Origin of the sequence: Enterobacter cloacae complex sp. ECL414, assembly GCF_021869685.1 — a bacterium.
Taxonomy (GTDB): Bacteria; Pseudomonadota; Gammaproteobacteria; order Enterobacterales; family Enterobacteriaceae; genus Enterobacter; species Enterobacter kobei.
In genome coordinates this window covers 4,211,557-4,236,585 of record NZ_CP091481.1, presented here as the reverse complement: position 1 = coordinate 4,236,585, position 25,029 = coordinate 4,211,557, and the positions used below count along the sequence as shown (strand labels likewise).

The following is a 25,029-nucleotide window of genomic DNA, read 5'->3' as shown; positions in this document are numbered from 1 at the left end:
GTTGTGTCACACCAGTTGTTTACGCTGGTTTGACGGCGGAATGGATAAAGACTCTCGATACTTCGCAACAGTACGACGTGCCACCATAATACCCTGATCGGACAGCATGGTGGTTAACTTACTGTCACTCAGTGGCTTCGCGGGGTTCTCCGCGGCGATCAACTTCTTCACCAGTGCGCGAATCGCCGTTGACGACGCTTCGCCGCCGCCCTCGGTACTCACGTGGCTGGAGAAGAAATACTTAAGCTCAAAAATACCGCGCGGACTGTGCAGATACTTCTGCGTGGTGACGCGGGAAATGGTTGATTCATGCATCTCGACGGCCTGAGCGATATCCGCCAGTACCATCGGTTTCATATATTCTTCGCCCTGCTCAAAGAATGCCTGCTGCTGTTCGACGATACAGCGGCTCACGCGAAGCAGGGTATCATTTCGGCTCTCCAGACTCTTGATCAACCATCGCGCTTCCTGAAGGTTGCTACGAATATATTGATTATCGGCGTCGTTGCGCGCGCTGGTGCACATGGAGGCGTACTGCTGGTTGATTTGCAGGCGAGGGATGCTGTCAGAGTTCAGTTCAACGACCCAGCGGTCGTTATGTTTTCTGACCAGCACGTCCGGGATCACGTACTCGGGTTCACTCGTCTGGATCGACTGAGCAGGCCGCGGATCGAGGGACTGAATCAGATTCACCGCCTCTTTCAGCACCTCTTCTTTGAGGCGCGTAACGCGCATCAGGCTACGAAAGTCGTGGTTAGCGAGAAGATCCAGATGATCGCTGATGATTAAGCGTGCTTCGTCGAGCCATGGCGTCTCTTTGCTGAACTGAGAAAGCTGGATCAGCAGGCAGTCGCGCAGATCTTTCGCTGCCACGCCTACGGGATCGAAACGCTGAATACGTTTCAGAACGGCTTCAATCTCTTCCAGCTCAATCTCTTCATCGCCCATGCTCTCCAGAATGTCGTCCAGCGTGACGGTCAGATAGCCGGTGTCATCAACGGCGTCGACAATGGAGGTGGCAATGGCACGATCGGTATCGGAGAACGGGGTCAGCTCCACCTGCCACATCAGGTAATCCTGCAGCGACTGGGTGGTTTCGCCCTGATAAACCGGCAGCTCATCGTCCTGGTAGTCTGCACGCGTACCGGAAGGGGTGCCGGCGGTATAAATTTCATCCCAGCTGGCATCCAGAGGAAGCTCGTCCGGCATCTCTTTTTGTTCGAGTGCATCTGCGGTATCGAGCGATTCTGTATCCTGGGACTGCTGTGTATCTACCTCATCATGAAGATCGGCTTGCTCCAGCAGGGGATTGCTATCCAGCGCTTGCTGGAGCTCCTGCTGGAGTTCTAAGGTGGACAGTTGCAACAGACGAATTGCCTGCTGTAACTGCGGCGTCATCGCCAGTTGTTGGCTGAGCCTTAATTGCAAACCTTGCTTCATGTTCAGAGCATTTTTCTCCGGTTCGGCGTTACGTTACCTCTACCCTATCAGAGTCTGAAGTCTTCCCCAAGATAGACGCGCTTAACATGATCGTTTTCGAGGATCTGCTGCGGCGTACCGTGGGCGATAAGATTGCCCTGGCTCACAATGTACGCGCGCTCACAGACGGCAAGCGTTTCACGCACGTTGTGGTCGGTGATCAGCACGCCAAGCCCGCTGTCACGCAGATGCTCAATGATACGTTTAATGTCGATGACGGAGATTGGGTCAACACCTGCAAACGGTTCATCCAGAAGGATAAATTTCGGGTTTGCAGCCAGCGCGCGCGCAATCTCAACACGACGGCGTTCACCGCCGGACAATGCCTGACCCAGGCTGTCGCGCAGGTGCTCGATGTGAAACTCTTCCATCAGCTCGTTGGCGCGATCCTGACGCTGTTCGCTGGTCAGGTCGTCACGAATTTGCAGAACCGCCATCAGGTTATCAAAGACGCTCAGACGGCGGAAAATAGAGGCTTCCTGCGGCAGATAGCCGATGCCACGACGCGCGCGCGCGTGCAGTGGCAGCAGGCTGATGTCTTCATCATCGATGATGATGTTGCCGGCATCACGCGGGACAATGCCAACCACCATGTAGAAGGTGGTGGTTTTACCCGCACCGTTAGGGCCAAGCAGGCCCACAATTTCGCCGGAGTTGACGGTCAGACTGACATCTTCTACGACACGGCGGCCCTTATAGGCCTTCGCGAGATTTTTTGCAGTTAATGTTGCCATAACGAATTAGTTACTCTTCTTCTGTGCCGGGGCCTGACCCTTGCCTTTATCCTGCAGCTGAGACGGAACCAGCACGGTGGTTACGCGTTTGCCTTTCTCGCTGGAGGCCTGCATTTTTTGCTCTTTCACCAGATAGGTGATCTTGTCGCCGGTAATGTTGCTGTCCAGCTGTTCCAGATACGCGTTTCCGGTCAGGATAACCAGGTCTTTCGCCAGCTCATAGTGCATATGCGAGGCGCGGCCTTTCACCGGCTTGCCGTTGTCCTGCATCTGGTAGAAGGTGGCCGGGTTGCCGTAACCATCAATGATCTCTTTGCCCTGCTCGCCACCCGGACGGGTAACGACCACTTTATCAGCGTTAATTTTGATGGTGCCCTGCGTCATCACGACGTTACCCGTGAAGGTGACGACGTTACCCTGCATATCGAGGGACTGAGTGTCAGACTCGATGTGGATCGGCTGGTCGGTATCACCCGTTACAGCAAGCGCGGGGAGACTGGCCGCCAGCATCGCGCTGGCGATAATTACTTTAAGGCTGAGTTTGTTTGTTTTGAATTTCATAGGAGGTTCTAACCTTTTCAATCAGCTCGGCGTTCTTGCTGCGTAAGTTCCCGCGCATTCTTAAACCGCTGGAATTAAATGTTGTGCCATACAGTGTGACCAGATCCTGCGAGGTCACGTCCTGGGTTACCAGGTTGATCTGGGCATTATCGGTCGTAATTTTCCGCAGTTGCGAGTCAGCGGTCAGGGCGTTGACTTCAACGTGGCCATACAGATAAAGCATACGGTCATTTGTCAGTTTGGCCCGATCTGACTTAATTGACCACGTCGGCACTTTGTCTTTATCGAATGTGGTCATGACGGGTTGGGTAAACCACGAAACGCCGTCATCGGAAAAATATTCCACATGCTGGGCAACCAGGCGATAGTTCAGCGCACCTTCCGGGCTATAGACCACGGTGTCGCTGTGATCGCTTTTGTAGGTTGGATCGTTATTGTTGATCACTTCCGTTTGCGTATCGTCGCGATCGGCCAGGTTCACGCCAATCAATACCAGTGCGACAAGCGAAAGCAGAATGATAACCCAACGTCTGGTTTTACTCATATTGATTGCCCTTTGGCCTCATCAAGCTTGCCCTGCGCCAGCAGAAGCAGGTCGCAGACTTCACGTACGGCACCGCGGCCACCGTTGATGTGGGTAACGTAGTCAGCGCGTGGGAGCAGCAACGGGTGAGCGTCAGCAACCGCAATGCTGAGACCGACTTCAGCCATCACTGGCCAGTCAATCAAATCGTCCCCGACATAGGCCACGTTTTCCGGCGCGATCGCCAGTTTACCCAGTAAATCGTTGAACGCTGCCATCTTATCGGATTGCCCCTGATACAGATGGGTAATCCCTAAGGTTTCACAGCGGTCTTCTACCAGTTTAGCTTTCCGCCCGGTGATGATAGCCACCTCGATACCCGAGGTGAGCGCGCAGCGAATTCCGTAGCCATCGCGGACGTTAAACGCTTTCAGCTCTTCGCCATGATTGCCCATGTAAATCAGGCCATCGGAGAGTACGCCATCGACATCAAGGATGAGCAGACGAATATTTTCCGCCTTTGCCATCATCTGGTTACTAACCGGTCCATAACAGGTTGCAAGGGATGCACCCGCATTACTCATTGTCTTATCCTTCATTACACTACGCCTGCGCGCAGCAGATCATGCATATGTACCACACCCAGCAACTGGTCGCCATCGGCAACCATAACTGAGGTGATATGGCGGGACTGCATCAGGTTCAGCACATCCACGGCCAGCGTACCAGGACGCACGCGAATCCCGCCGGGCGTCATGACATCGGCAATGCCAAGTGTACGGACATCTACACCCATGTCGAACACGCGACGCAGGTCGCCATCGGTGAAGATCCCCTGAATTTTCATCAGGTCGTCACACACGACCGTCATGCCCAGATTCTTGCGGGTGATTTCCAGCAGCGCATCACGCAGGGAGGCCTCTTTACTGACGTGAGGGATCTCATCCCCGGTGTGCATAATGTCGTTTACCCGAAGCAGCAGCTTGCGTCCCAGCGCGCCACCCGGGTGGGAAAGCGCGAAGTCCTCCGGCGTAAAACCACGCGCTTCCAGCAACGCAACGGCAAGTGCATCGCCCATGACCAGGGCCGCGGTGGTACTGGAAGTTGGCGCCAGACCGAGAGGACAGGCTTCTTTGGGTACTTTTACGCACAGGTGAATATCGGCTGCACGCGCCATGCTGCTTTCCGGGCGGCTGGTCATGCAAATCAGCGGCACCTGCAGGCGCTTCAGTACCGGGATTAGCGCCAGGATTTCATTGGATTCACCGGAGTTGGACAGCGCGATGACAACATCCTGCGGCGTGACCATCCCCAGGTCGCCGTGTGCGGCTTCTCCCGGGTGGACAAAGAAGGAGGAGGTTCCGGTGCTGGCAAACGTTGCCGCCATTTTGCGGCCAATATGACCGGATTTGCCCATCCCCATCACCACGACTTTACCGGCACAGTAAAACATCTTCTCACAGGCCAGACTAAAATCCTGATTAATGTACTGATCTAACTGCGCCAGACCTTCACGTTCAATCTCCAGAACGTCTTTGCCTGCTTTCTGAAAGTCAAAACCCGGCTGCAATTCTATTTGCGACATAATGCGTTTCCGTTTACCCAGAGAGAAGAGGCGAGAGCCAGTACAGCATCGCCATCCATACGATAAATCCACCTGTCAGCAGCGCACCTGCGCCTTTGCCGATCTGTCGTTGCCGCCGCCAGCAGAGCAGGGCGAATATCACGCTGACCAGCAACATCACTCCGTAATCGCGAGAGAATGCCAGAGGGTTGAAGGGCCCTGGCGTAATCAGGGCCGGCAGACCCATCACAATCGCGATATTAAATATGTTGGAACCGATGATATTACCAATGGCAATGTCATCTTCCCCTTTACGTGCCCCCGCAATGGCGGTGGCCAGCTCCGGCAGGCTGGTGCCGATAGCAATCACCGTCAGGCCAATCGTCAGTTCACTCATGGCGTAAAAGTTCGCCAGCACCGTCGCGTTATCCACGACCATGCGCGTTGCCATCGGCATAATAATCAGCGCGACGCCAAGCCAGAGCAGGGCGACCGGCAGCGTACCTTCGCGCGGGAGTTCGGCGACCTGCTCACGCGTGAGGCTGTCATGACCCAGCTTCTCAGCGTGGCGGGCGATTTTAACACTATACAGCAGCCAAATGACGGCCAGCGCCAGCAGGAAAATGCCGTCGCTGTAGCTCAGTACGCCATCATAAAATACGCAGCCTGCCAGCAGACTTACGATTAACATTAGCGGCAATTCACGGCGCAGAACATCAGAATGCACGCGAAATGGATGGAGCAGCGCCGCCAGGCCCAGGATCAGTAAGATGTTGACGATGTTAGAGCCAATCGCGGTGCCAATTGCAAGGTCTAACTGACCGTGCAACGATGCCGAGACAGAGACGATGATTTCAGGAAGCGACGTGCCAACACTGACAACGGTCATCCCGATGACAACCGGCGGTACGCCCGTCAGGCGACACAGGATTGATGCAGCAAACACTAAACGGTCAGCACTGTAGACCACCAAAAGTAAACCAATTATTAACAGTGCTGTTGCTAAAAGCATCAAAAGTCCTTTCTTCAGGTATACTTGTCGGTCCATCGCGCGGGAATGGCTGGACTGCATACGGTCTGAGGCGTAACGAATTCCTAATTTTGACTTTATGCGCCGGAAAAGTAAAACAAATGCCAGCTTTCGCTAACCTCAATGGCTAATATTCTGTAAAAATGCTGAGTTTAGGGCTGATTCAGGCTGCACGCTTAAACGTGAGCAGGGTAAGAAAGGAACCATAAATGAGCCAAACGATGGCGAATTTAGTCGATGTCCGCGGTGTGAGTTTCTCGCGTAGTAATCGATTGATATTCGATGATATTTCGTTGACCGTACCGCGTGGCAAAATTACCGCCATCATGGGGCCGTCCGGGATCGGTAAAACGACCCTTCTGCGCCTTATTGGTGGGCAGATACCACCTGATAGCGGTGAAATCCTCTTCGATGGCGAAAACATCCCGGAGATGTCGCGCTCGCGTCTGTATACTGTCCGCAAACGTATGAGTATGCTCTTTCAGTCGGGGGCGCTGTTCACCGACATGAACGTCTTTGATAACGTGGCTTATCCGCTGCGAGAACATACCAGCCTGCCGCCTGAACTGCTGAAAAGCACGGTGATGATGAAGCTTGAAGCTGTCGGTCTGCGAGGGGCTGCGAAACTGATGCCTTCAGAACTGTCTGGCGGGATGGCGCGACGTGCCGCACTGGCGCGAGCCATTGCATTAGAACCCGATTTAATCATGTTCGACGAACCGTTTGTCGGACAGGATCCCATCACGATGGGCGTGCTGGTGAAGCTTATCTCTGAACTGAACAGCGCGCTCGGCGTAACCTGTATTGTGGTGTCTCACGATGTACCGGAAGTGTTGAGCATTGCCGATTACGCCTATATCGTGGCGGACAAAAAGATCGTCGCACACGGCAGCGCCCAGGCGCTTCAGGAAAATTGCGATCCGCGCGTGCGGCAATTCCTCGATGGTATTGCTGACGGACCCGTACCGTTCCGCTATCCGGCGGGCGATTATCGTGACGATTTACTGGGATTAGGGAGTTAAGCCACTCATGCTGTTAAATGCGTTGGCCGCCCTTGGACACCGTGGCATAAAAACCATCAGGACGTTCGGGCGTGCCGGATTAATGTTATTCAACGCGCTGGTTGGCAAGCCGGAGTTTCGCAAGCACGCGCCTCTGCTGGTGCGGCAGCTTTATAATGTCGGTGTGCTGTCGATGCTCATCATCATTGTCTCCGGCCTGTTTATCGGTATGGTGCTGGGGCTGCAGGGCTACCTCGTTCTGACCACCTACAGTGCGGAAACCAGCCTCGGGATGCTGGTGGCGCTCTCACTGCTGCGTGAACTGGGGCCGGTTGTGGCGGCGCTGCTGTTCGCCGGTCGTGCAGGGTCAGCACTCACGGCAGAAATTGGCCTGATGCGCGCCACCGAGCAACTCTCCAGCATGGAGATGATGGCGGTCGACCCGCTGCGTCGGGTCATCTCTCCGCGTTTCTGGGCGGGGGTGATCTCGTTACCGCTACTGACTATTCTGTTTGTCGCCGTGGGGATCTGGGGTGGTTCGCTGGTGGGGGTCCACTGGAAAGGCATTGATGCCGGTTTCTTCTGGTCCGCCATGCAGGATGCCATCGATCTGCGAATGGATCTGGTTAACTGCCTGATTAAAAGCGTGGTATTTGCCATTACGGTCACCTGGATCGCCTTGTTCAATGGTTATGATGCCATTCCGACGTCGGCGGGCATTAGCCGTGCAACTACACGTACTGTCGTACATTCGTCGCTGGCCGTACTGGGTCTGGATTTTGTGCTCACCGCACTGATGTTTGGGAATTGAGTTCATGCAAACGAGAAAAAATGAAATTTGGGTCGGCGTGTTTCTGCTGCTGGCGCTGCTGGCCGCACTGTTTATCTGTCTGCGAGCGGCGGATATCACCTCAGTGCGCACCGAGCCGACATACCGTGTCTATGCCACCTTCGATAATATCGGCGGCCTGAAAGCGCGCTCACCGGTGCGTATTGGTGGCGTTGTTATCGGGCGTGTATCAGACATAACGCTTGATGAGAAAACGTATCTGCCGCGCGTTGCGATGGATATCGAAGAGCGTTACAACCACATTCCGGACACCAGCTCCCTGTCAATCCGTACTTCCGGCCTGCTTGGAGAGCAATACCTGGCGCTCAACGTTGGCTTTGAAGACCCTGAGCTTGGAACGACTATCCTTAAAGACGGTAGCGTTATCCAGGATACGAAGTCCGCGATGGTGCTGGAAGATATGATTGGTCAGTTCCTTTACAACAGTAAAGGGGATGATAAAAAGTCTGACGATGCCCCTGCGCAGAGTGAAGACCATACCAACGCTGCGCCGACCCCAGGTGCGACGAATTAATTCAGGAGAAGTCATTCATGTTTAAACGACTGTTAATGGTTGCCATGCTGGTCATTGCTCCTCTGACTGCGGCTCATGCTGCGGATCAAAGCAACCCGTACAAACTGATGGACGAAGCTGCGAAGAAAACCTTCGACCGTCTCAAAAACGAACAGCCAAAAATTCGCGCGAATCCTGATTATCTGCGTGACGTGGTAGACCAGGAACTGCTGCCCTATGTGCAGATCAAATATGCTGGTGCACTGGTGCTGGGACGTTATTACAAAGATGCGACGCCTGCGCAGCGTGAAGCCTACTTTGCTGCGTTCCGTGAATACCTGAAACAGGCGTATGGTCAGGCGCTGGCGATGTACCACGGCCAGACCTATCAGATTGCTCCCGAGCAGCCGCTGGGTGATGCCACCATTGTGCCTATCCGCGTGACGATCAACGATCCTAACGGCCGTCCACCGGTGCGCCTGGATTTCCAGTGGCGTAAAAACAGCCAGACCGGGCACTGGCAGGCCTATGACATGATTGCCGAAGGGGTAAGCATGATCACCACCAAACAGAACGAGTGGAGTGACCTGCTGCGCACCAAAGGTATTGATGGCCTGACCGCGCAACTGCAGTCTATTGCGCGTCAGAAAATTACTCTGGACGAGAAAAAGTAATGTCGCAGCAACTCAGCTGGTCGCGTGAAGGTGAGACGTTAAAGCTGTCCGGTGAACTTGATCAGGACCTGCTGAACCCACTGTGGGATAAACGCCACGACGCGATGCAGGGCGTGACGCTCATCGACTTAACCGACGTCACGCGGGTGGATACGGCAGGTGTTGCGCTGCTCGCCCATCTGGTCGCTGTGGGGAAAAAGCAGGGGACAAGCGTCAGGCTTCATGGCGCGAGCGATAATGTCGTTACCCTTGCCCAACTCTACAATTTGCCTCCGGACGTCCTGCCTCGTTAATATTTTCAGTGCGTTACTTCCGAAAGCCCTGACAGTTTCATCGTCGGGGCTTTTTGCTTGTTTAAGACGACGCCACTTTGCTCTAAGATGTTGGGCTTGTTTTCACTATCAGATGATTAAGAACCCATGGAAAATCATGAAATCCAGACAGTGCTGATGAATGCACTCTCCCTTCAGGAAGCCCACGTCACTGGCGATGGCAGTCACTTCCAGGTTATTGCTGTGGGTGAGATGTTCGACGGTATGAGCCGTGTGAAGAAACAGCAGGCTGTGTACGCGCCGCTGATGGAATATATTGCGGATAACCGCATCCACGCCCTGTCGATTAAAGCGTTCACCCCGCAAGAGTGGGCACGCGATCGCAAACTAAACGGTTTTTGAGCTGAGGGCGACAGGCCCGCAGCACGGTTGAATTTATAAGAGAGCACACAATGGATAAATTTCGTGTACAGGGGCCAACGCGTCTCCAGGGCGAAGTCACAATTTCTGGCGCGAAAAACGCCGCGCTGCCAATCCTCTTTGCTGCGCTGCTCGCGGAAGAGCCGGTAGAAATTCAGAACGTACCGAAGCTGAAAGATATCGACACCACCATGAAGCTGCTCACCCAGCTGGGCACGAAAGTTGAGCGTAACGGTTCCGTCTGGATCGATGCCAGCAACGTGAACAACTTCTCTGCGCCTTACGATCTGGTGAAAACCATGCGTGCATCCATCTGGGCGCTTGGCCCGCTGGTGGCGCGTTTTGGTCAGGGTCAGGTTTCACTGCCGGGCGGTTGCGCCATCGGTGCGCGTCCGGTTGATCTGCATATCTATGGTCTGGAGAAACTGGGCGCTGAGATCAAGCTGGAAGAAGGTTACGTTAAAGCCTCCGTCAACGGTCGTCTGAAAGGCGCGCACATTGTCATGGACAAAGTGAGCGTGGGCGCAACCGTCACCATCATGTCTGCGGCAACGCTGGCAGACGGCACGACCATCATCGAAAACGCCGCGCGTGAACCTGAGATTGTGGATACTGCCAACTTCCTCGTGGCGCTGGGGGCGAAGATCTCCGGCCAGGGTACTGACCGTATCACCATCGAAGGCGTTGAGCGTCTGGGCGGCGGTGTGTATCGCGTTCTGCCCGATCGTATCGAAACCGGCACCTTCCTGGTGGCCGCAGCGATCTCTGGCGGTAAGATTGTTTGTCGCAACGCGCAGCCTGATACCCTGGATGCGGTGCTGGCGAAACTGCGTGATGCAGGCGCGGATATCGAAATCGGCGAAGACTGGATCAGCCTCGATATGCACGGTCAGCGTCCAAAAGCGGTCAATGTACGTACGGCGCCGCATCCGGCGTTCCCAACGGACATGCAGGCGCAGTTCACCCTGTTGAACCTGGTTGCCGAAGGGACAGGCTTCATCACAGAGACCATTTTCGAGAACCGCTTTATGCACGTACCGGAACTGATCCGTATGGGTGCGCATGCTGAGATCGAGAGCAATACCGTGATTTGCCACGGCGTGGAGAAACTGTCAGGTGCTCAGGTGATGGCAACCGATCTGCGTGCGTCTGCAAGCCTGGTGCTGGCGGGGTGTATTGCGGAAGGTACCACGGTGGTGGATCGTATTTACCACATCGATCGTGGTTATGAGCGTATCGAAGACAAACTGCGCGCGCTGGGTGCCAATATCGAGCGTGTGAAGGGCGAGTAATCGTTCCGGCAGCCCCCTGCCAGAGATGACCGGGGGGTTGCTGTTCCTGCTAAAAAGCGCGTTATTCCTGTGGTTCTTTCTTTAACTTTCTATGGCGCATCATGCGCGTTCTGTCGATGAATTCATGGGTAATGGGATCGTGGTAGCGCGAGGGCCAGATCACCCACGGGTGCGTTTCCAGCGCCGTCGCGATAATTAATTCTCCCTTTGGCCAGGGGCGGGTCAGGGCGTTGGCCAGGGTGGAAGAACTCAGACCATGGCGGCGGGACTCTGCTGCCAGTGACGTCCCTCTTTTGCGCAGTGCCGCAATGATATCTGCCGTATGCCAGTCGATAAATTTCGTATCCATAACGCTGTCCTTAAGTGCGGATTCACCTACGCCGTTTCTTCTGAAACGACTGGCTTACTATACCCATTTCAAACTCTTGTTCTAAAAAGTTCGCGTTACTTGAAGGGATATTCAGAATAAGACATGCCTTTATTCATGCGGTCTCTAAACCGATGAATTTACATGAATACGGAATTTACTGGGGTGTTTTAGAACCTCCCCGCGATGGAAACGGGGAGGCGTGAAAGGATTAACGATCGCGTTGAACAGCGATGTGGGCAAGGCCAATAAGGGCATCACGCCACGGGCTGTCTGGAATAACCTGAAGGGCAGCGATGGCTTTATCAGCCTCTTCTTCGGCACGCTGACGCGTCCATTCCAGTGAACCGCAGATCGCCATAGTTTCCAGTACCGGTTCCAGAAGATGGCGACCATTTCCCTGTTCGATCGCCTCACGGATCATTTTCGCCTGATCTGCAGTTCCGTTGCGCATCGCATGGAGCAGCGGCAGGGTCGGTTTGCCTTCGTTCAGGTCATCACCCACGTTTTTGCCGAGCGTTTCGCCGTCCGCACTGTAGTCCAGCAAATCATCAATTAGCTGGAAGGCTGTCCCCAGATAGCGACCATAGTCCTGGAGCCCTTTTTCCTGAGCCTCAGAACAGCCAGCCAGGATGCCGGAGCACTGCGCGGCCGCTTCAAACAGGCGTGCTGTTTTGCTGTAGATGACGCGCATGTAGTTTTCTTCAGTGATATCCGGATCGTTGACGTTCATCAGCTGCAGCACTTCGCCTTCAGCGATGACGTTTACGGCTTCTGACATCACTTCCAGCACTTTCAGCGAGCCCAGGCTGGTCATCATCTGGAAGGCGCGGGTATAGATAAAATCCCCGACCAGAACGCTGGCGGCATTACCGAAGGCGGCATTGGCCGTGGCCTTACCGCGACGCATATCGGATTCATCCACAACATCGTCATGCAGAAGCGTCGCTGTGTGAATAAATTCGATCAGTGCGGCGATCGTGACGTGGGCATTTCCCTGATAGCCAACGGCTCTGGCAGCCAGAATGGCAATCATCGGGCGAATGCGTTTACCGCCGCCGCTGACAATGTAATAGCCCAACTGATTGATCAACTGAACGTCAGAGTTGAGTTGCTCCAGGATTGCTGCATTCACACCCGCCATATCTTGCGCGGTTAACTCATTGATTTTTTCTAAATTCATCGCAAAAGCCGGGCTTTTCATCCTGTTGATCCCATTTTCAATGGGGTAACGAAGGGTTTCGGTTTATCAATAGTAGTGCTGATTGTACTGAAAAAACGGCTCAGATAAACGTTACCGTACGTGTTGTGTTTTTTTTCTTCATGTATTGATGGTAGCACTTGTCAAAGGCTCGCGTTTTGCGTAATATTCGCGCCCTATTGTGAATATTTATAGCGCACTCTGAATCATACGAGGATGTGCGCGGAAGCGGAGTTTATATGTACGCGGTTTTCCAAAGTGGTGGTAAACAACACCGAGTAAGCGAAGGTCAGACCGTTCGCCTGGAAAAGCTGGACATCGCAACTGGCGAATCTGTTGAGTTCGCAGAAGTTCTGATGATCGCAAACGGTGAAGAAGTCAAAATCGGCGTTCCTTTCGTTGATGGCGGCGTTATCAAAGCTGAAGTTGTTGCTCACGGTCGTGGCGAGAAAGTTAAAATCGTTAAGTTTCGTCGTCGTAAACACTACCGTAAGCAGCAGGGCCACCGTCAGTGGTTCACTGATGTGAAAATTACTGGCATCAGCGCCTAAGACCTGAGGAGAGATTTAAATGGCACATAAAAAGGCTGGCGGCTCCACACGTAACGGTCGCGATTCAGAAGCTAAACGCCTGGGCGTTAAGCGTTTCGGTGGCGAATCCGTTCTGGCGGGTAGCATCATTGTTCGTCAACGTGGTACCAAATTCCACGCTGGCAACAACGTAGGTTGCGGTCGTGACCACACTCTGTTTGCTAAAGCAGACGGTAAAGTGAAATTTGAAGTTAAAGGCCCGAACAACCGTAAATACATCAGCATCGTTGCTGAGTAAGGTTTTCTCGGTCCGGTAACGGATTAAAGCCCCGCAACGTGTTGCGGGGCTTTTTACATTGGAAACCCGGAAAATTTTCTGTAGGGAAAACGGGCATGAAGCAGCAGGCCGGCATTGGTATTCTTTTGGCGCTCACGACCGCAATGTGCTGGGGTGCGCTGCCAATTGCAATGAAGCAAGTACTGGAAGTGATGGAGCCGCCTACGGTGGTCTTTTATCGCTTTCTGATGGCAAGCATCGGCCTCGGCGCCATTCTGGCTATCAAAGATAAGCTTCCGCCTTTGCGACTTTTCCGCAAACCGCGCTGGCTGGTGCTGCTGGCTATCGCGACGGGCGGTCTGTTTGGTAACTTCATCCTGTTCAGCTCTTCTCTGCAGTATCTTAGCCCTACAGCGTCACAGGTGATTGGTCAGCTTTCACCTGTGGGCATGATGGTCGCCAGCGTGTTTATCCTCAAGGAGAAGATGCGTGGGACGCAGATTATCGGGGCGAGCATGTTGCTGTGTGGTCTGGTGATGTTCTTTAACACCAGCCTGATCGAAATTTTTACCCGCCTGACGGATTACACCTGGGGTGTGATTTTTGGTGTGGGAGCAGCTACGGTCTGGGTAAGCTATGGCGTCGCGCAAAAGGTGTTATTGCGGCGCCTGGCCTCACAGCAGATCCTTTTTTTGCTGTACACTTTATGTACAGTTGCATTATTGCCGTTAGCAAAGCCGGGTGTCATTACCCAGCTGAGCGACTGGCAGCTGGCGTGCCTCATTTTTTGTGGGCTTAACACGCTGGTTGGTTATGGCGCGCTTGCTGAAGCAATGGCGCGCTGGCAGGCGGCACAGGTTAGCGCATTGATCACGCTGACTCCGCTGTTTACCCTGTTATTTTCAGATTTGTTATCAATGGCCTGGCCCGATGTCTTCGTCAGACCGATGCTCAACCTGTTGGGCTATCTCGGTGCGTTTGTCGTGGTTGCGGGCGCGATGTATTCCGCCATTGGTCATCGTCTTTGGGGACGTTGGCGCAAAAATGAAGCGGTCCCCGCTCAGGCGAATGAGTTACGGAGAGTAAAATGAAGTTTGTTGATGAAGCAACGATCCTGGTTGTGGCTGGTGATGGCGGCAACGGTTGCGTGAGCTTCCGCCGTGAAAAATATATTCCTCGAGGTGGCCCGGATGGCGGCGACGGCGGGGATGGTGGTGATGTGTGGCTGGAGGCGGATGAGAACCTCAACACGCTGATCGACTACCGTTTCGAAAAATCCTTCCGCGCTGAACGTGGTCAGAACGGTCAGAGCCGCGACTGTACCGGTAAACGCGGTAAAGACGTGACCATTAAAGTGCCGGTTGGTACGCGCGTGATTGACCAGGGCACCGGTGAAACCATGGGTGACATGACCAAACACGGTCAGCGCCTGATGGTTGCAAAAGGCGGCTGGCACGGTCTGGGCAACAGCCGCTTCAAATCATCCGTTAACCGTACTCCGCGTCAGAAGACGATGGGGACGCCGGGCGATAAGCGCGATCTGCAGCTGGAGCTGATGCTCCTGGCAGACGTAGGTATGCTGGGTATGCCAAATGCCGGTAAATCGACCTTTATTCGCGCGGTTTCTGCGGCGAAACCAAAAGTGGCGGACTATCCGTTTACCACGCTGGTACCGAGCCTGGGTGTTGTCCGTATGGATAACGAGAAGAGCTTCGTTGTTGCTGACATCCCGGGTCTGATCGAAGGTGCAGCGGAAGGTGCCGGTCTCGGCATTCGCTTCCTGAAACACCTTGAGCGTTGCCGCGTACTGCTGCACCTCATTGATATCGATCCTATTGATGGTTCCGATCCGGTTGAAAATGCCCGGATCATCATCGGTGAGCTGGAAAAATACAGCGAAAAACTGGCGTCTAAACCGCGCTGGCTGGTCTTCAACAAGATCGACCTGATGGATAAAGCGGAAGCGGAAGCGAAAGCTAAAGCGATTGCTGAAGCGATGGGCTGGGAAGATAAATACTACCTGATCTCCGCGGCAAGCCAGGTTGGCGTGAAAGATCTCTGCTGGGATGTGATGACCTTTATCATCGAAAACCCGGTTGTTCAGGCTGAAGAAGCGAAACAGCCAGAAAAAGTCGAATTCATGTGGGATGACTACCACCGTCAGCAGCTCGAAGAGCTGGAAGCGGAAGAGGAAGACGACTGGGACGATGACTGGGATGAAGACGACGAAGAAGGTGTCGAGTTCATCTACAAGCACTGATATCTGTCTAAAGCCCCCATTCCGGGGGCTTTTTTTATTCCAGCGTTGAGGGGAGCCAGCAGCTTGCTATCAGGCCGCCTTCAGCACCGTTCTCCAGCGCCAGCTTACCGCGGTGGAGTTGCAGGATACGCTGTACGATACTCAGGCCCAGGCCGCTACCGCCGTAGCGCTGATCAAGCCGACGGAACGGCTCGGTGATCGACTGTCGATGTGCTTCATCGATGCCGGGCCCCTGATCGCTCACGCTGACCAGCGTACCTCCCGCAACCTCGGTTAGTGCCACGGTGATTGTTGTGCCTGGTGGACTGTAACGTCCGGCATTTTCCAGCAGGTTACGCAGCATCAGTCGCAAAAGCACCGCGTCACCCTGCACCGTAAGGTTACTTTTGGCCGGCCATATCACCGTATGTTCTTTGGCTTCATGCTCAAGACCAAGGGGCGTTATGATCGTGTCCGTCCAGTTAATGGTCTCATAGTGACCGCTCGCCATCGCCTGTCCGGCACGGGCCAGCATCAGCAGTTGTTCAACGGTATGCATGAGCTGATCGATACGGCTGATTAACGTTGTCGCCTGCGGAGAGCCTGACTGCGCCATTAACTCCAGATGAAGCCGGATCCCGGCCAGTGGCGTTCGCAGTTCGTGGGCGGCGTCTGCGGTGAAGAGACGCTCCTGCTGAATGGTACTGTCCAGCCTGGCGAGTAGCTGGTTGAGAGAGGTGGTAACGGCGCCTATTTCTTCCATGTCGGAATACATAGGCAGCGGCGTTAAGTTATCCGCCGAACGGTTAGCGAGGCTGTCGCGGAGTTTATTCAGAGGCCGGGTTATCCAGGTGACCGCCCAGAATGAAAACAGCAGAGTGAAACTGACCATCACCAGGGAAGGGACCAGAAGAGATGCAATCGCCTCGCGGATCTCTTTTTCGACATGGTTATTGCGGGCTTTTGCAGACAGCGTTTCATTCACCAGAAAGCCAATCTGCTCACGACTTTCATGCCACAACCAAATCACGCTTATCAGCTGGAAAAATAACAGAATGACCGCCAGCAACACCATTAATCGCCGACGCATGCTGTTCATTTCTGGCTCTCCAGACGATAGCCAACGCCGCGGACGGTTTTTATCCTGTCTTTGCCAAGCTTGCGACGCAGGTTATGGATGTGGACTTCCAGGGTGTTAGAGCCGGGATCGTCCTGCCAGGAGTAAATGTCCTGTTGCAGCGTTTCACGGTGCACCGTTTGCCCGCTGCGCATAATCAGGCGGGTCAGGAGGGCGAACTCTTTTGGGGTCACTTCAACGGGCTGGGACTGACGCAGTACCTGCTGGGTTTGCAGATTGAGCGTGATGTCGCCGTCCGTCAGCAGATTATCGCTGTGCCCCTGATAGCGCCGGATAAGCGCCCGCACGCGTGCCTGAAGTTCTGCGAGCGCAAAGGGCTTCACCAGATAGTCATCTGCGCCAGCATCGAGGCCGGTAATACGATCTTCAATCGCATCGCGTGCTGTCAGGATCAACACCGGGTTAGCGATGCCGCGCCGACGCCATTGGGTGAGCAGCGTCGCGCCGTCTTTGTCCGGCAAACCCAAATCGAGGATCACCAGACTGTATTCGCCGCTCTGGATCAGGGAATCCGCCTCTGCCGCGGTACCGGCACAATCCAGAGCGTACCCTTCGTTGGCAAGCCCTAGCGCGAGTCCTTCCTGCAATAACAGATCATCTTCAACTATGAGTAGTTTCATCGCTAGTTATTCTGATAAATGTCTTTATAAAGCCTGCTTTCGAAGCGAACCAGCGGAATACGACGGTTGCGCTGATCGGTCGGTTCGACGGCATAGCCGGAAAGATACTGTACGAAGGCCATGCGTTGTCCGCTGGCGGTCGTGATGAACCCTGCAAGATTGTAAACGCCCTGCAGTGAACCTGTTTTAGCGGATACTTTGCCATCTACGCCGGCCGCGTGAAGCCCGGCGCGATACTGCAGAGAACCGTCATGCCCGGCAAGCGGCAGCATTGAAATAAAGTTTAGCTCAGAGTCATGTTGTGCAATGTACTGAAGCACTTGCATCATGGTTGCCGGTGCGATCAAATTATGACGCGATAATCCGGAACCATCGACAGCAATGGTATTACCCAGATCGATTCCCGCCTGTTGGCGCAGGATCTGGCGCACAGCGTCTGAGCCCGCGCGCCAGGTTCCCGGCACGCCAAAACGCGCGTGGCCGATCATGCGGAACACCGTATCAGCAATCATGTTGTCAGACTTTTTCAGCATAATTCGCAGCAAATCGTGCAGCGGAGGCGACTGTTTGCTGGCGATGACCGTTCCGGGCTGGTTGACCTGCGTCTGGCGGAGTAGCGTACCGGAGTAGCTAATGCCTGCCTGCTTCAGTTCATCCTTCAGAATGGCGCCCGCGTAGCTCGCGCCATCTTGTATCGCAAAGGCCAGCGGCAGGGGATCGGCGCGCTGGGTCAGACAGCCGGTGAGCGTGAAACGGTTAAGATCGCCAGGCACCACGTCCAGTTCGCAATACTGGGCATCCGGGGAGCCTTTGGCCAGCGTACGCACCTGGCTAAACATGGTCACCGGGTAGTAGGATGCCACGCGGATAAACGCTAAATCATCCGGTTTGGGCGCGCTGTAAAGGGAAATTGAAAAGCAGTTGCGGTCAACAATCGCGGCGGCGGGTGGTGCGCTAAAGCATTGCGTCATGTCGTTCCACGGCCAGCCTGGCGCTTTATCATGGCTGGCAAAAATCGAGGTGTCGATCAGCACGTTACCCTCGATTTTCGTCACACCGGATTTTTTCAGCACCGCCACCATATTGCGGATATCCTGGCGCTTAAAGGTCGGATCGCCGCCAAAACGGGCGATAAGATCGCCTTTCAGCACACCGCCGTCAATGTTGCCTTTGCTCTCAAGCGTGGTGGTAAAACGAAAGTCAGGGCCGAGCTGAAGCAGCGCGGCGAGGGCAGTGATCACCTTTTGGGTACTGGCAGGCAGCGCCATCTGTTGACTGTGATAGTCAATCTCTGGCGTCTGCGCCCCGACCTTCTGCACCATCAATGCAAGGTTAGCACCTGCGGGTAGCTGATTAATGTACTCATCAACATTCGCGGCCTGAACGCTGAACGCTATACTGGTAGTCAATCCGATGATAAATCTGGAAAATCGCATAATCTCGCGCTAACAACCCGAAAACAAACCGTCATACTACGGTGCATAGCACTGCAAAGTAAACGATGACCCATAGTGAACTTCGCGGTAAAATGCGTATCAAATTGAAAAATTGCTGCTGACCTGGGGCGTTGCTCCCGGGTCGGTTTTCTTTTTGCTTCTTGCCCGCTTAGGGGGGCAGGGGCAGGGAACACTGCTCCCAACAGGAATGTTTAAGAGGTATAACAAATGCAAGCTATTCCGATGACCTTACGTGGTGCCGAAAAACTGCGCGAAGAGCTGGATTTCCTGAAATCCGTTCGTCGCCCTGAAATTATCGCCGCTATCGCGGATGCGCGTGAGCATGGCGACCTGAAGGAGAACGCTGAATACCACGCGGCGCGTGAGCAGCAGGGCTTCTGTGAAGGACGTATCAAAGATATCGAAGCAAAACTGTCCAATGCGCAGGTTATCGATATCACCAAGATGCCTAACAATGGGCGTGTGATCTTTGGTTCAACCGTGACCGTGCTGAACCTGGACAACGACGAAGAGCAGACCTATCGCATCGTGGGTGATGATGAAGCAGACTTCAAACAGAACCTGATTTCCGTGAACTCTCCGATTGCTCGCGGCCTGATTGGCAAAGAGCAGGATGATGTTGTTACCATTCGCACGCCCGGCGGTGAAGTGGAATACGAAATTATCAAGGTTGAATACCTGTAATTCGCATCTCTGGTAAGATGTTGATACATTGTAAAGAAAAGAAAAAGGCCGCATAGCGGCCTTTTATCAACTCAAGGAGCATGGCATTTTGCTCGCCTGCTGACAGAAATCCCTCGTTTCACACAGAAAATGTGTTCGATTCAGGATATCCTTAGCGTGGCAGCGAGATTTTACGCTCTTTAGATGGGCGGTAGAGCACCAGCGTTTTACCGATGACCTGTACATTACAGGCGCCGGTTTCGCGCACGATGGCTTCCACGATCAGGTTTTTAGTGTCTCTGTCTTCAGAGGCGATTTTCACCTTGATCAGCTCGTGGTGTTCCAGCGCTTGTTCAATCTCGGCAAGCACCCCTTCGGTCAAACCATTGTTGCCAAGCATCACTACAGGCTTGAGCGGATGTGCCAGACCTTTAAGGTGCTGTTTTTGTTTAGTACTCAGATTCATCGTATATTTTTGCTTACGTTGGGATTGAAAACGGTTCATTCTACCGCCATCTCCCTTATATCGCCAAATAGCTGCGTAGAAATTTACGTCACAGGCAAGTAACGATGAACCAGGACGGAAATGTTAAATGACAGGTAAAAAGCGTTCTGCCAGCTCCAGCCGCTGGCTTCAGGAACACTTTAGCGATAAATATGTTCAACAGGCGCAGAAAAAGGGGTTGCGTTCCCGTGCCTGGTTTAAACTTGATGAAATACAGCAAAGTGACAAACTTTTTAAGCCGGGGATGACGGTTGTTGACCTCGGTGCGGCACCTGGCGGATGGTCCCAGTATGCGGTAACGCAGATCGGCGGAACGGGCCGAATCATCGCGTGCGATCTTTTACCAATGGATCCTATCGTCGGTGTCGACTTCCTTCAGGGCGACTTTCGTGATGAATTAGTGCTTAAAGCGTTACTTGATCGTGTAGGTGACAGTAAGGTCCAGGTTGTCATGTCAGATATGGCACCAAATATGTGTGGAACACCGGCGGTGGATATCCCCCGCGCCATGTATCTGGTGGAGCTAGCGTTAGAAATGTGTCGTGATGTACTAGCGCCTGGTGGTAGTTTTGTTGTGAAGGTGTTTCAGGGCGAAGGTTTCGAGGAGTATCTTAAGGAAATTCGCTCCCTGTTTGCGAAGGTCAAAGTTCGTAAGCCGGACTCTTCCCGGGCCCGTTCCCGCGAAGTGTATATTGTAGCGACCGGGCGAAAATGATAACCGGTAGATTTCAGGCGAAAGTTTGAATGAAACTGGATATAGAGTATCCTGACGCTGTTTTTAACACAGTTGTAATATGAGGTTAATCCCTTGAGTGACATGGCGAAAAACCTAATACTCTGGCTGGTCATTGCCGTTGTGCTGATGTCAGTATTCCAGAGCTTTGGGCCCAGCGAGTCGAATGGCCGCAAGGTGGATTATTCTACCTTCCTGCAGGAGGTCAATCAGGACCAGGTTCGCGAAGCGCGTATCAACGGACGTGAGATCAACGTTACCAAGAAAGATAGTAACCGTTACACGACTTACATCCCGGTGAACGATCCTAAGCTGCTTGATAACCTTCTGACCAAAAACGTCAAAGTGGTAGGCGAGCCGCCAGAAGAACCAAGCCTGTTGGCTTCAATCTTCATTTCCTGGTTCCCGATGCTGCTTCTCATCGGCGTCTGGATCTTCTTTATGCGCCAGATGCAGGGCGGCGGTGGCAAAGGTGCCATGTCGTTCGGTAAGAGCAAGGCGCGTATGCTGACGGAAGACCAGATTAAGACTACGTTCGCTGACGTTGCAGGTTGTGACGAAGCGAAAGAAGAAGTCGGTGAACTGGTTGAATACCTGCGCGAGCCGAGCCGTTTCCAGAAACTGGGCGGTAAGATCCCGAAAGGCGTGCTGATGGTCGGCCCTCCGGGTACCGGTAAAACCCTGCTGGCGAAAGCTATCGCAGGTGAAGCGAAGGTGCCGTTCTTTACTATTTCAGGTTCTGACTTCGTCGAAATGTTCGTGGGTGTCGGTGCATCTCGTGTGCGTGACATGTTCGAGCAGGCTAAGAAGGCAGCACCATGCATTATCTTCATCGATGAAATCGACGCCGTAGGCCGCCAGCGTGGCGCGGGCCTGGGCGGTGGTCACGATGAACGTGAACAGACCCTGAACCAGATGCTGGTTGAGATGGACGGCTTCGAAGGTAACGAAGGTATTATCGTTATCGCCGCAACTAACCGTCCGGACGTACTTGACCCGGCGCTGCTGCGTCCAGGCCGTTTCGACCGTCAGGTTGTGGTCGGTCTGCCAGATGTTCGTGGTCGTGAACAGATTCTGAAAGTGCACATGCGTCGCGTACCGCTGGCGCCAGATATCGACGCGGCAATTATTGCGCGTGGTACCCCGGGCTTCTCCGGTGCGGATCTGGCTAACCTGGTCAACGAAGCTGCTCTGTTCGCCGCTCGCGGTAACAAGCGCGTGGTGTCCATGGTGGAGTTCGAGAAAGCGAAAGACAAAATCATGATGGGTGCGGAACGTCGCTCCATGGTGATGACGGAAGCGCAGAAAGAGTCCACGGCATATCACGAAGCCGGTCACGCGATTATCGGCCGCCTGGTACCGGAGCACGATCCGGTACACAAAGTGACGATTATTCCGCGCGGTCGTGCGCTGGGTGTGACCTTCTTCCTGCCTGAAGGCGACGCGATCAGCGCCAGCCGTCAGAAACTGGAAAGCCAGATTTCAACCCTGTACGGTGGTCGTCTGGCGGAAGAGATCATTTACGGGCCGGAACATGTTTCTACCGGTGCGTCGAACGACATTAAAGTGGCGACAAACCTGGCACGTAACATGGTCACTCAGTGGGGCTTCTCCGACAAACTCGGTCCGCTGCTTTATGCAGAGGAAGAGGGTGAAGTATTCCTGGGCCGCTCCGTGGCAAAAGCGAAACATATGTCCGATGAGACGGCTCGTATCATCGACCAGGAAGTGAAAGCGCTGATTGAACGTAACTACGGTCGCGCGCGTCAGATCCTGAACGACAATATGGACATCCTGCATTCGATGAAAGATGCGCTCATGAAATATGAGACCATCGATGCACCGCAGATTGACGACCTGATGGCTCGCCGCGAAGTGCGTCCGCCAGCAGGCTGGGAAGACCCAGGTGCTTCCAACAATTCTGACAACAATGGCACCCCGCGTGCGCCGCGTCCGGTCGATGAACCGCGTACGCCGAACCCGGGCAACACCATGTCAGAACAGTTGGGCGACAAGTAAGTCACTGCTGTTGAAGCGTTTGTCTGTATCTCAAACCCTGGAGCTTGCTCCGGGGTTTTTCTTTTTCATTTAACCATATTGATACCAGGGATTTAGCCATGAAACTCTTCGCCCAGGACTCGCATCTCGATCTCTCACATCCTCATGTGATGGGTATCCTGAATGTTACCCCTGACTCCTTCTCTGACGGCGGCACGCACAACACGCTTATCGACGCGGTTAAGCACGCGAATTTAATGATCAACGCGGGTGCTACCATCATTGATGTCGGCGGTGAATCGACGCGCCCAGGGGCAGCGGATGTGTCGGTGGAAGAAGAGCTGGCGCGCGTGGTGCCGGTCGTTGAGGCAATCGCACAACGTTTTGAGGTATGGATCTCCGTCGATACTTCCAAACCAGAAGTGATTCGTGAAGTGGCGAGAGTGGGTGCTCACATTATTAATGATATCCGCTCGCTGACTGAACCCGGTGCAATCGAAGCCGCTGCTGAGTCAGGGTTGCCTGTGTGCCTGATGCACATGCAGGGGCAGCCGAAAACCATGCAGGAGGCGCCGAAGTATGACGATGTCTTTGCTGATGTGAATCGCTTCTTTATTGAGCATATTGAACGCTGTGAGCGTGCAGGCATCCCAAAAGAGAAATTGCTGCTCGACCCGGGGTTCGGTTTCGGTAAAAATCTCTCCCACAACTATGCACTGCTTGCGCGCTTATCGGAATTCCATCACTTCGGCCTGCCGCTGCTGGTGGGGATGTCGAGAAAATCGATGATTGGCCAATTGCTTAACGTAGGGCCGAGCGAGCGCCTGAGTGGTAGTCTGGCCTGCGCGGTCATTGCGGCGATGCAAGGCGCGCATATTATTCGTGTCCATGACGTCAAAGAAACAGTAGAAGCCATGCGCGTGGTGGAAGCCACACTGGCAGCGAAGGAAAACAAACGCTATGAGTAATCGTAAATATTTTGGGACCGATGGTATCCGTGGGCGTGTCGGCGATGCGCCTATCACGCCTGATTTTGTCCTTAAGCTCGGCTGGGCTGCTGGCAAGGTACTCGCACGTCATGGCTCCCGTAAGATCATTATTGGTAAAGATACCCGTATTTCAGGTTATATGCTGGAATCGGCGCTGGAAGCCGGACTGGCAGCCGCGGGGCTGTCAGCTTCCTTTACTGGCCCAATGCCAACGCCGGCCGTTGCGTATCTGACCCGTACCTTCCGCGCGGAAGCGGGAATTGTGATTTCGGCCTCCCATAACCCGTTCTATGACAACGGCATCAAGTTCTTCTCCATTGATGGCACCAAGCTGCCGGATGAAGTGGAAGAAGCCATTGAAGCCGAAATGGAAAAAGAGATCACCTGCGTGGACTCCGCAGAGCTGGGTAAAGCAAACCGTATCGTCGATGCCGCGGGTCGCTATATTGAGTTTTGCAAAGGCACCTTCCCGAACGAACTGAGCCTTGCCCACCTTAAAATTGTGGTGGACTGCGCCAACGGTGCGACCTACCACATTGCGCCAAACGTATTCCGCGAGCTGGGCGCCAAAGTGATCACCATTGGCTGCGAGCCGGATGGTCTGAACATTAACGAGCAGGTTGGCGCGACGGACGTGCGTGCCCTGCAGGCGCGCGTGCTGGCAGAGAAGGCCGACCTGGGTATTGCGCTGGATGGCGACGGCGATCGCGTGATCATGGTCGACCACGAAGGCAACAAGGTTGATGGCGATCAGATCCTCTACATCATCGCCCGCGAAGGGCTGCGTCAGGGTCAACTGCGCGGTGGTGCCGTCGGCACGCTGATGAGCAACATGGGTCTGGAGCTGGCGCTGAAACAGCTGGGTATCCCGTTTGTTCGCGCGAAAGTGGGTGACCGTTACGTGCTGGAGAAGCTTCAGGAGAAAGGCTGGCGCATTGGCGCAGAAAACTCAGGCCACGTGATCCTGCTCGACAAAACCACCACCGGTGACGGCATCGTGGCTGCGCTTCAGGTCGTCGCAGCGATGGCCCGTAACCATATGAGCCTGCACGATCTCTGCAGCGGCATGAAAATGTTCCCGCAGATCCTGGTGAACGTGCGTTTCACGGCAGGTAAAGGCGATCCGCTGGAAAATGACAATGTGAAAGCGGTAATGGCTGACGTTGAAGCGGCGCTGGGAAGCCGTGGCCGCGTGCTGCTGCGTAAGTCCGGAACTGAACCACTGATTCGCGTTATGGTGGAAGGTGAGGATGAAGCGCAGGTGACTGAATTTGCCCACCGTATTGCTGATGCCGTTAAAGCTGCATAAACTTGCACGCTAACTGTTTAAAAAGGCGACTTTTGTCGCCTTTGTTTTAAGCAATTAATGGCTTTTTGCTGTTTTTTTCCGCAGTTGATACAATGGCTCAAAAATGCCCT

Annotated in this window: 29 protein-coding genes; 16 read left to right on the top strand and 13 right to left on the bottom strand. The window is 54.0% G+C overall.

The window, feature by feature from the left end; all coding sequences use genetic code 11:
- Positions 1–6: 6 nt before the first annotated feature.
- The 7 genes from rpoN to L3068_RS20370 are packed head-to-tail and all read right to left on the bottom strand — an operon-like array spanning position 7 to position 5,873.
- Entirely contained in the window at positions 7–1,440 is a 1,434-nt protein-coding gene (gene rpoN / locus L3068_RS20400; protein ID WP_117581487.1) for an RNA polymerase factor sigma-54, read from the bottom strand.
- A gap of 47 nt (positions 1,441–1,487) precedes the next feature.
- Entirely contained in the window at positions 1,488–2,213 is a 726-nt protein-coding gene (lptB, locus tag L3068_RS20395) for an LPS export ABC transporter ATP-binding protein (RefSeq protein WP_014885395.1), read from the bottom strand.
- A 6-nt stretch (positions 2,214–2,219) separates the two neighbouring features.
- Positions 2,220–2,774, bottom strand: coding sequence for a lipopolysaccharide ABC transporter substrate-binding protein LptA (lptA, locus tag L3068_RS20390; RefSeq protein WP_023331402.1), 555 nt, complete (start codon positions 2,772–2,774; stop codon positions 2,220–2,222).
- On the bottom strand, positions 2,743–3,318 hold the full coding sequence (gene lptC / locus L3068_RS20385; RefSeq protein ID WP_117581485.1) for an LPS export ABC transporter periplasmic protein LptC: 576 nt from the start codon (positions 3,316–3,318) through the stop codon (positions 2,743–2,745). The genes lptA and lptC overlap by 32 nt, the downstream gene beginning before the upstream one ends.
- Entirely contained in the window at positions 3,315–3,881 is a 567-nt protein-coding gene (kdsC, locus tag L3068_RS20380; RefSeq protein ID WP_014885392.1) for a 3-deoxy-manno-octulosonate-8-phosphatase KdsC, read from the bottom strand. Before kdsC ends, lptC begins: the two co-directional genes overlap by 4 nt.
- A 14-nt stretch (positions 3,882–3,895) precedes the next feature.
- Positions 3,896–4,882: an arabinose-5-phosphate isomerase KdsD gene (gene kdsD / locus L3068_RS20375; RefSeq protein WP_014885391.1), complete on the bottom strand. Its 987-nt coding sequence runs from the start codon at positions 4,880–4,882 to the stop codon at positions 3,896–3,898.
- 13 nt (positions 4,883–4,895) lie between these two features.
- The gene (locus L3068_RS20370; protein ID WP_117581483.1) at positions 4,896–5,873 is read right to left on the bottom strand and encodes a calcium/sodium antiporter; all 978 of its coding nucleotides are present in this window, start codon (positions 5,871–5,873) and stop codon (positions 4,896–4,898) included.
- Positions 5,874–6,100: 227 nt separating this feature from the next.
- Between L3068_RS20370 and mlaF the strand changes: the two genes are divergently transcribed.
- The 7 genes from mlaF (at position 6,101) to murA (ending at position 10,893) form a co-directional block, all read left to right on the top strand.
- Positions 6,101–6,913 (top strand): phospholipid ABC transporter ATP-binding protein MlaF, encoded by an 813-nt coding sequence (mlaF, locus tag L3068_RS20365; protein ID WP_014885389.1) that lies wholly within the window; start codon positions 6,101–6,103, stop codon positions 6,911–6,913.
- A 7-nt stretch (positions 6,914–6,920) separates the two neighbouring features.
- A complete protein-coding gene (gene mlaE / locus L3068_RS20360) occupies positions 6,921–7,703 on the top strand; it encodes a lipid asymmetry maintenance ABC transporter permease subunit MlaE (protein ID WP_010436044.1) in 783 nt (260 codons plus the stop codon).
- 4 nt (positions 7,704–7,707) lie between these two features.
- Positions 7,708–8,256, top strand: coding sequence for an outer membrane lipid asymmetry maintenance protein MlaD (mlaD, locus tag L3068_RS20355; protein WP_014885388.1), 549 nt, complete (start codon positions 7,708–7,710; stop codon positions 8,254–8,256).
- A gap of 17 nt (positions 8,257–8,273) precedes the next feature.
- On the top strand, positions 8,274–8,909 hold the full coding sequence (mlaC, locus tag L3068_RS20350) for a phospholipid-binding protein MlaC (RefSeq protein ID WP_014885387.1): 636 nt from the start codon (positions 8,274–8,276) through the stop codon (positions 8,907–8,909).
- Complete coding sequence (gene mlaB / locus L3068_RS20345) at positions 8,909–9,202, top strand: lipid asymmetry maintenance protein MlaB (RefSeq protein ID WP_014885386.1); 294 nt, start codon at positions 8,909–8,911, stop codon at positions 9,200–9,202. The genes mlaC and mlaB overlap by 1 nt, the downstream gene beginning before the upstream one ends.
- A 126-nt stretch (positions 9,203–9,328) precedes the next feature.
- Positions 9,329–9,583, top strand: coding sequence for a BolA family iron metabolism protein IbaG (ibaG, locus tag L3068_RS20340; RefSeq protein WP_008501458.1), 255 nt, complete (start codon positions 9,329–9,331; stop codon positions 9,581–9,583).
- Between the two features lie 50 nt (positions 9,584–9,633).
- Positions 9,634–10,893: a UDP-N-acetylglucosamine 1-carboxyvinyltransferase gene (gene murA, locus L3068_RS20335; protein WP_032635434.1), complete on the top strand. Its 1,260-nt coding sequence runs from the start codon at positions 9,634–9,636 to the stop codon at positions 10,891–10,893.
- Positions 10,894–10,954: 61 nt separating this feature from the next.
- On the opposite strand, the gene sfsB is transcribed toward murA, so the two are convergent.
- Positions 10,955–11,242 carry a DNA-binding transcriptional regulator SfsB gene (gene sfsB / locus L3068_RS20330; RefSeq protein ID WP_063862168.1) on the bottom strand — a complete coding sequence of 96 codons (288 nt, stop codon included), beginning with the start codon at positions 11,240–11,242 and terminating at the stop codon, positions 10,955–10,957.
- 229 nt (positions 11,243–11,471) lie between these two features.
- Positions 11,472–12,443, bottom strand: a complete 972-nt coding sequence (gene ispB / locus L3068_RS20325; protein WP_032629753.1) for an octaprenyl diphosphate synthase — start codon at positions 12,441–12,443, stop codon at positions 11,472–11,474.
- A gap of 257 nt (positions 12,444–12,700) precedes the next feature.
- Between ispB and rplU the strand changes: the two genes are divergently transcribed.
- The 4 genes from rplU to cgtA all read left to right on the top strand — a co-directional run bounded on the left by rplU (position 12,701) and on the right by cgtA (position 15,528).
- Entirely contained in the window at positions 12,701–13,012 is a 312-nt protein-coding gene (gene rplU, locus L3068_RS20320; protein WP_003025032.1) for a 50S ribosomal protein L21, read from the top strand.
- A 19-nt stretch (positions 13,013–13,031) separates the two neighbouring features.
- Positions 13,032–13,289, top strand: a complete 258-nt coding sequence (gene rpmA / locus L3068_RS20315; RefSeq protein WP_004385076.1) for a 50S ribosomal protein L27 — start codon at positions 13,032–13,034, stop codon at positions 13,287–13,289.
- A gap of 95 nt (positions 13,290–13,384) precedes the next feature.
- The gene (locus L3068_RS20310; RefSeq protein ID WP_063862169.1) at positions 13,385–14,359 is read left to right on the top strand and encodes a DMT family transporter; all 975 of its coding nucleotides are present in this window, start codon (positions 13,385–13,387) and stop codon (positions 14,357–14,359) included.
- Entirely contained in the window at positions 14,356–15,528 is a 1,173-nt protein-coding gene (gene cgtA / locus L3068_RS20305; protein ID WP_014885381.1) for an Obg family GTPase CgtA, read from the top strand. Before L3068_RS20310 ends, cgtA begins: the two co-directional genes overlap by 4 nt.
- 34 nt (positions 15,529–15,562) lie before the next feature.
- Here the strand turns inward: cgtA and pmrB are convergent, their stop codons facing one another.
- From pmrB to dacB, 3 genes are read right to left on the bottom strand one after another with little or no spacing between them, the layout of a single operon-like run.
- On the bottom strand, positions 15,563–16,606 hold the full coding sequence (gene pmrB, locus L3068_RS20300) for a two-component system sensor histidine kinase PmrB (protein WP_014885380.1): 1,044 nt from the start codon (positions 16,604–16,606) through the stop codon (positions 15,563–15,565).
- Complete coding sequence (gene pmrA / locus L3068_RS20295) at positions 16,603–17,265, bottom strand: two-component system response regulator PmrA (protein WP_014885379.1); 663 nt, start codon at positions 17,263–17,265, stop codon at positions 16,603–16,605. Before pmrA ends, pmrB begins: the two co-directional genes overlap by 4 nt.
- A gap of 2 nt (positions 17,266–17,267) precedes the next feature.
- Positions 17,268–18,701: a serine-type D-Ala-D-Ala carboxypeptidase gene (dacB, locus tag L3068_RS20290; protein WP_047026835.1), complete on the bottom strand. Its 1,434-nt coding sequence runs from the start codon at positions 18,699–18,701 to the stop codon at positions 17,268–17,270.
- A 228-nt stretch (positions 18,702–18,929) separates the two neighbouring features.
- Between dacB and greA the strand changes: the two genes are divergently transcribed.
- On the top strand, positions 18,930–19,406 hold the full coding sequence (gene greA / locus L3068_RS20285; protein WP_014171793.1) for a transcription elongation factor GreA: 477 nt from the start codon (positions 18,930–18,932) through the stop codon (positions 19,404–19,406).
- Positions 19,407–19,557: 151 nt separating this feature from the next.
- Here greA and yhbY read toward each other — a convergent pair whose 3' ends face one another.
- Complete coding sequence (gene yhbY / locus L3068_RS20280) at positions 19,558–19,851, bottom strand: ribosome assembly RNA-binding protein YhbY (protein ID WP_003861814.1); 294 nt, start codon at positions 19,849–19,851, stop codon at positions 19,558–19,560.
- Between the two features lie 127 nt (positions 19,852–19,978).
- On the opposite strand from yhbY, the gene rlmE reads away from it, so the two are divergent.
- The 4 genes from rlmE to glmM all read left to right on the top strand — a co-directional run bounded on the left by rlmE (position 19,979) and on the right by glmM (position 24,919).
- Positions 19,979–20,605 (top strand): 23S rRNA (uridine(2552)-2'-O)-methyltransferase RlmE, encoded by a 627-nt coding sequence (rlmE, locus tag L3068_RS20275; protein WP_003861812.1) that lies wholly within the window; start codon positions 19,979–19,981, stop codon positions 20,603–20,605.
- 102 nt (positions 20,606–20,707) lie between these two features.
- A complete protein-coding gene (ftsH, locus tag L3068_RS20270) occupies positions 20,708–22,642 on the top strand; it encodes an ATP-dependent zinc metalloprotease FtsH (protein WP_013098921.1) in 1,935 nt (644 codons plus the stop codon).
- 98 nt (positions 22,643–22,740) lie between these two features.
- Positions 22,741–23,589, top strand: coding sequence for a dihydropteroate synthase (gene folP, locus L3068_RS20265; protein ID WP_117581481.1), 849 nt, complete (start codon positions 22,741–22,743; stop codon positions 23,587–23,589).
- On the top strand, positions 23,582–24,919 hold the full coding sequence (gene glmM / locus L3068_RS20260; protein ID WP_014885376.1) for a phosphoglucosamine mutase: 1,338 nt from the start codon (positions 23,582–23,584) through the stop codon (positions 24,917–24,919). The genes folP and glmM overlap by 8 nt, the downstream gene beginning before the upstream one ends.
- The last annotated feature ends 110 nt before the right edge of the window (positions 24,920–25,029 follow it).

Excerpts from the sequence above, each read along its gene's own strand:
- rpoN (WP_117581487.1), bottom strand. The coding sequence starts at position 1,440 with ATGAAGCAAGGTTTGCAATTAAGGCTCAGCCAACAACTGGCGATGACG.
- lptB (WP_014885395.1), bottom strand. The coding sequence starts at position 2,213 with ATGGCAACATTAACTGCAAAAAATCTCGCGAAGGCCTATAAGGGCCGC.
- lptA (WP_023331402.1), bottom strand. The coding sequence starts at position 2,774 with ATGAAATTCAAAACAAACAAACTCAGCCTTAAAGTAATTATCGCCAGC.
- lptC (WP_117581485.1), bottom strand. The coding sequence starts at position 3,318 with ATGAGTAAAACCAGACGTTGGGTTATCATTCTGCTTTCGCTTGTCGCA.
- kdsC (WP_014885392.1), bottom strand. The coding sequence starts at position 3,881 with ATGAGTAATGCGGGTGCATCCCTTGCAACCTGTTATGGACCGGTTAGT.
- kdsD (WP_014885391.1), bottom strand. The coding sequence starts at position 4,882 with ATGTCGCAAATAGAATTGCAGCCGGGTTTTGACTTTCAGAAAGCAGGC.
- L3068_RS20370 (WP_117581483.1), bottom strand. The coding sequence starts at position 5,873 with ATGCTTTTAGCAACAGCACTGTTAATAATTGGTTTACTTTTGGTGGTC.
- mlaF (WP_014885389.1), top strand. The coding sequence starts at position 6,101 with ATGAGCCAAACGATGGCGAATTTAGTCGATGTCCGCGGTGTGAGTTTC.
- mlaE (WP_010436044.1), top strand. The coding sequence starts at position 6,921 with ATGCTGTTAAATGCGTTGGCCGCCCTTGGACACCGTGGCATAAAAACC.
- mlaD (WP_014885388.1), top strand. The coding sequence starts at position 7,708 with ATGCAAACGAGAAAAAATGAAATTTGGGTCGGCGTGTTTCTGCTGCTG.
- mlaC (WP_014885387.1), top strand. The coding sequence starts at position 8,274 with ATGTTTAAACGACTGTTAATGGTTGCCATGCTGGTCATTGCTCCTCTG.
- mlaB (WP_014885386.1), top strand. The coding sequence starts at position 8,909 with ATGTCGCAGCAACTCAGCTGGTCGCGTGAAGGTGAGACGTTAAAGCTG.
- ibaG (WP_008501458.1), top strand. The coding sequence starts at position 9,329 with ATGGAAAATCATGAAATCCAGACAGTGCTGATGAATGCACTCTCCCTT.
- murA (WP_032635434.1), top strand. The coding sequence starts at position 9,634 with ATGGATAAATTTCGTGTACAGGGGCCAACGCGTCTCCAGGGCGAAGTC.
- sfsB (WP_063862168.1), bottom strand. The coding sequence starts at position 11,242 with ATGGATACGAAATTTATCGACTGGCATACGGCAGATATCATTGCGGCA.
- ispB (WP_032629753.1), bottom strand. The coding sequence starts at position 12,443 with ATGAATTTAGAAAAAATCAATGAGTTAACCGCGCAAGATATGGCGGGT.
- rplU (WP_003025032.1), top strand. The coding sequence starts at position 12,701 with ATGTACGCGGTTTTCCAAAGTGGTGGTAAACAACACCGAGTAAGCGAA.
- rpmA (WP_004385076.1), top strand. The coding sequence starts at position 13,032 with ATGGCACATAAAAAGGCTGGCGGCTCCACACGTAACGGTCGCGATTCA.
- L3068_RS20310 (WP_063862169.1), top strand. The coding sequence starts at position 13,385 with ATGAAGCAGCAGGCCGGCATTGGTATTCTTTTGGCGCTCACGACCGCA.
- cgtA (WP_014885381.1), top strand. The coding sequence starts at position 14,356 with ATGAAGTTTGTTGATGAAGCAACGATCCTGGTTGTGGCTGGTGATGGC.
- pmrB (WP_014885380.1), bottom strand. The coding sequence starts at position 16,606 with ATGAACAGCATGCGTCGGCGATTAATGGTGTTGCTGGCGGTCATTCTG.
- pmrA (WP_014885379.1), bottom strand. The coding sequence starts at position 17,265 with ATGAAACTACTCATAGTTGAAGATGATCTGTTATTGCAGGAAGGACTC.
- dacB (WP_047026835.1), bottom strand. The coding sequence starts at position 18,701 with ATGCGATTTTCCAGATTTATCATCGGATTGACTACCAGTATAGCGTTC.
- greA (WP_014171793.1), top strand. The coding sequence starts at position 18,930 with ATGCAAGCTATTCCGATGACCTTACGTGGTGCCGAAAAACTGCGCGAA.
- yhbY (WP_003861814.1), bottom strand. The coding sequence starts at position 19,851 with ATGAATCTGAGTACTAAACAAAAACAGCACCTTAAAGGTCTGGCACAT.
- rlmE (WP_003861812.1), top strand. The coding sequence starts at position 19,979 with ATGACAGGTAAAAAGCGTTCTGCCAGCTCCAGCCGCTGGCTTCAGGAA.
- ftsH (WP_013098921.1), top strand. The coding sequence starts at position 20,708 with ATGGCGAAAAACCTAATACTCTGGCTGGTCATTGCCGTTGTGCTGATG.
- folP (WP_117581481.1), top strand. The coding sequence starts at position 22,741 with ATGAAACTCTTCGCCCAGGACTCGCATCTCGATCTCTCACATCCTCAT.
- glmM (WP_014885376.1), top strand. The coding sequence starts at position 23,582 with ATGAGTAATCGTAAATATTTTGGGACCGATGGTATCCGTGGGCGTGTC.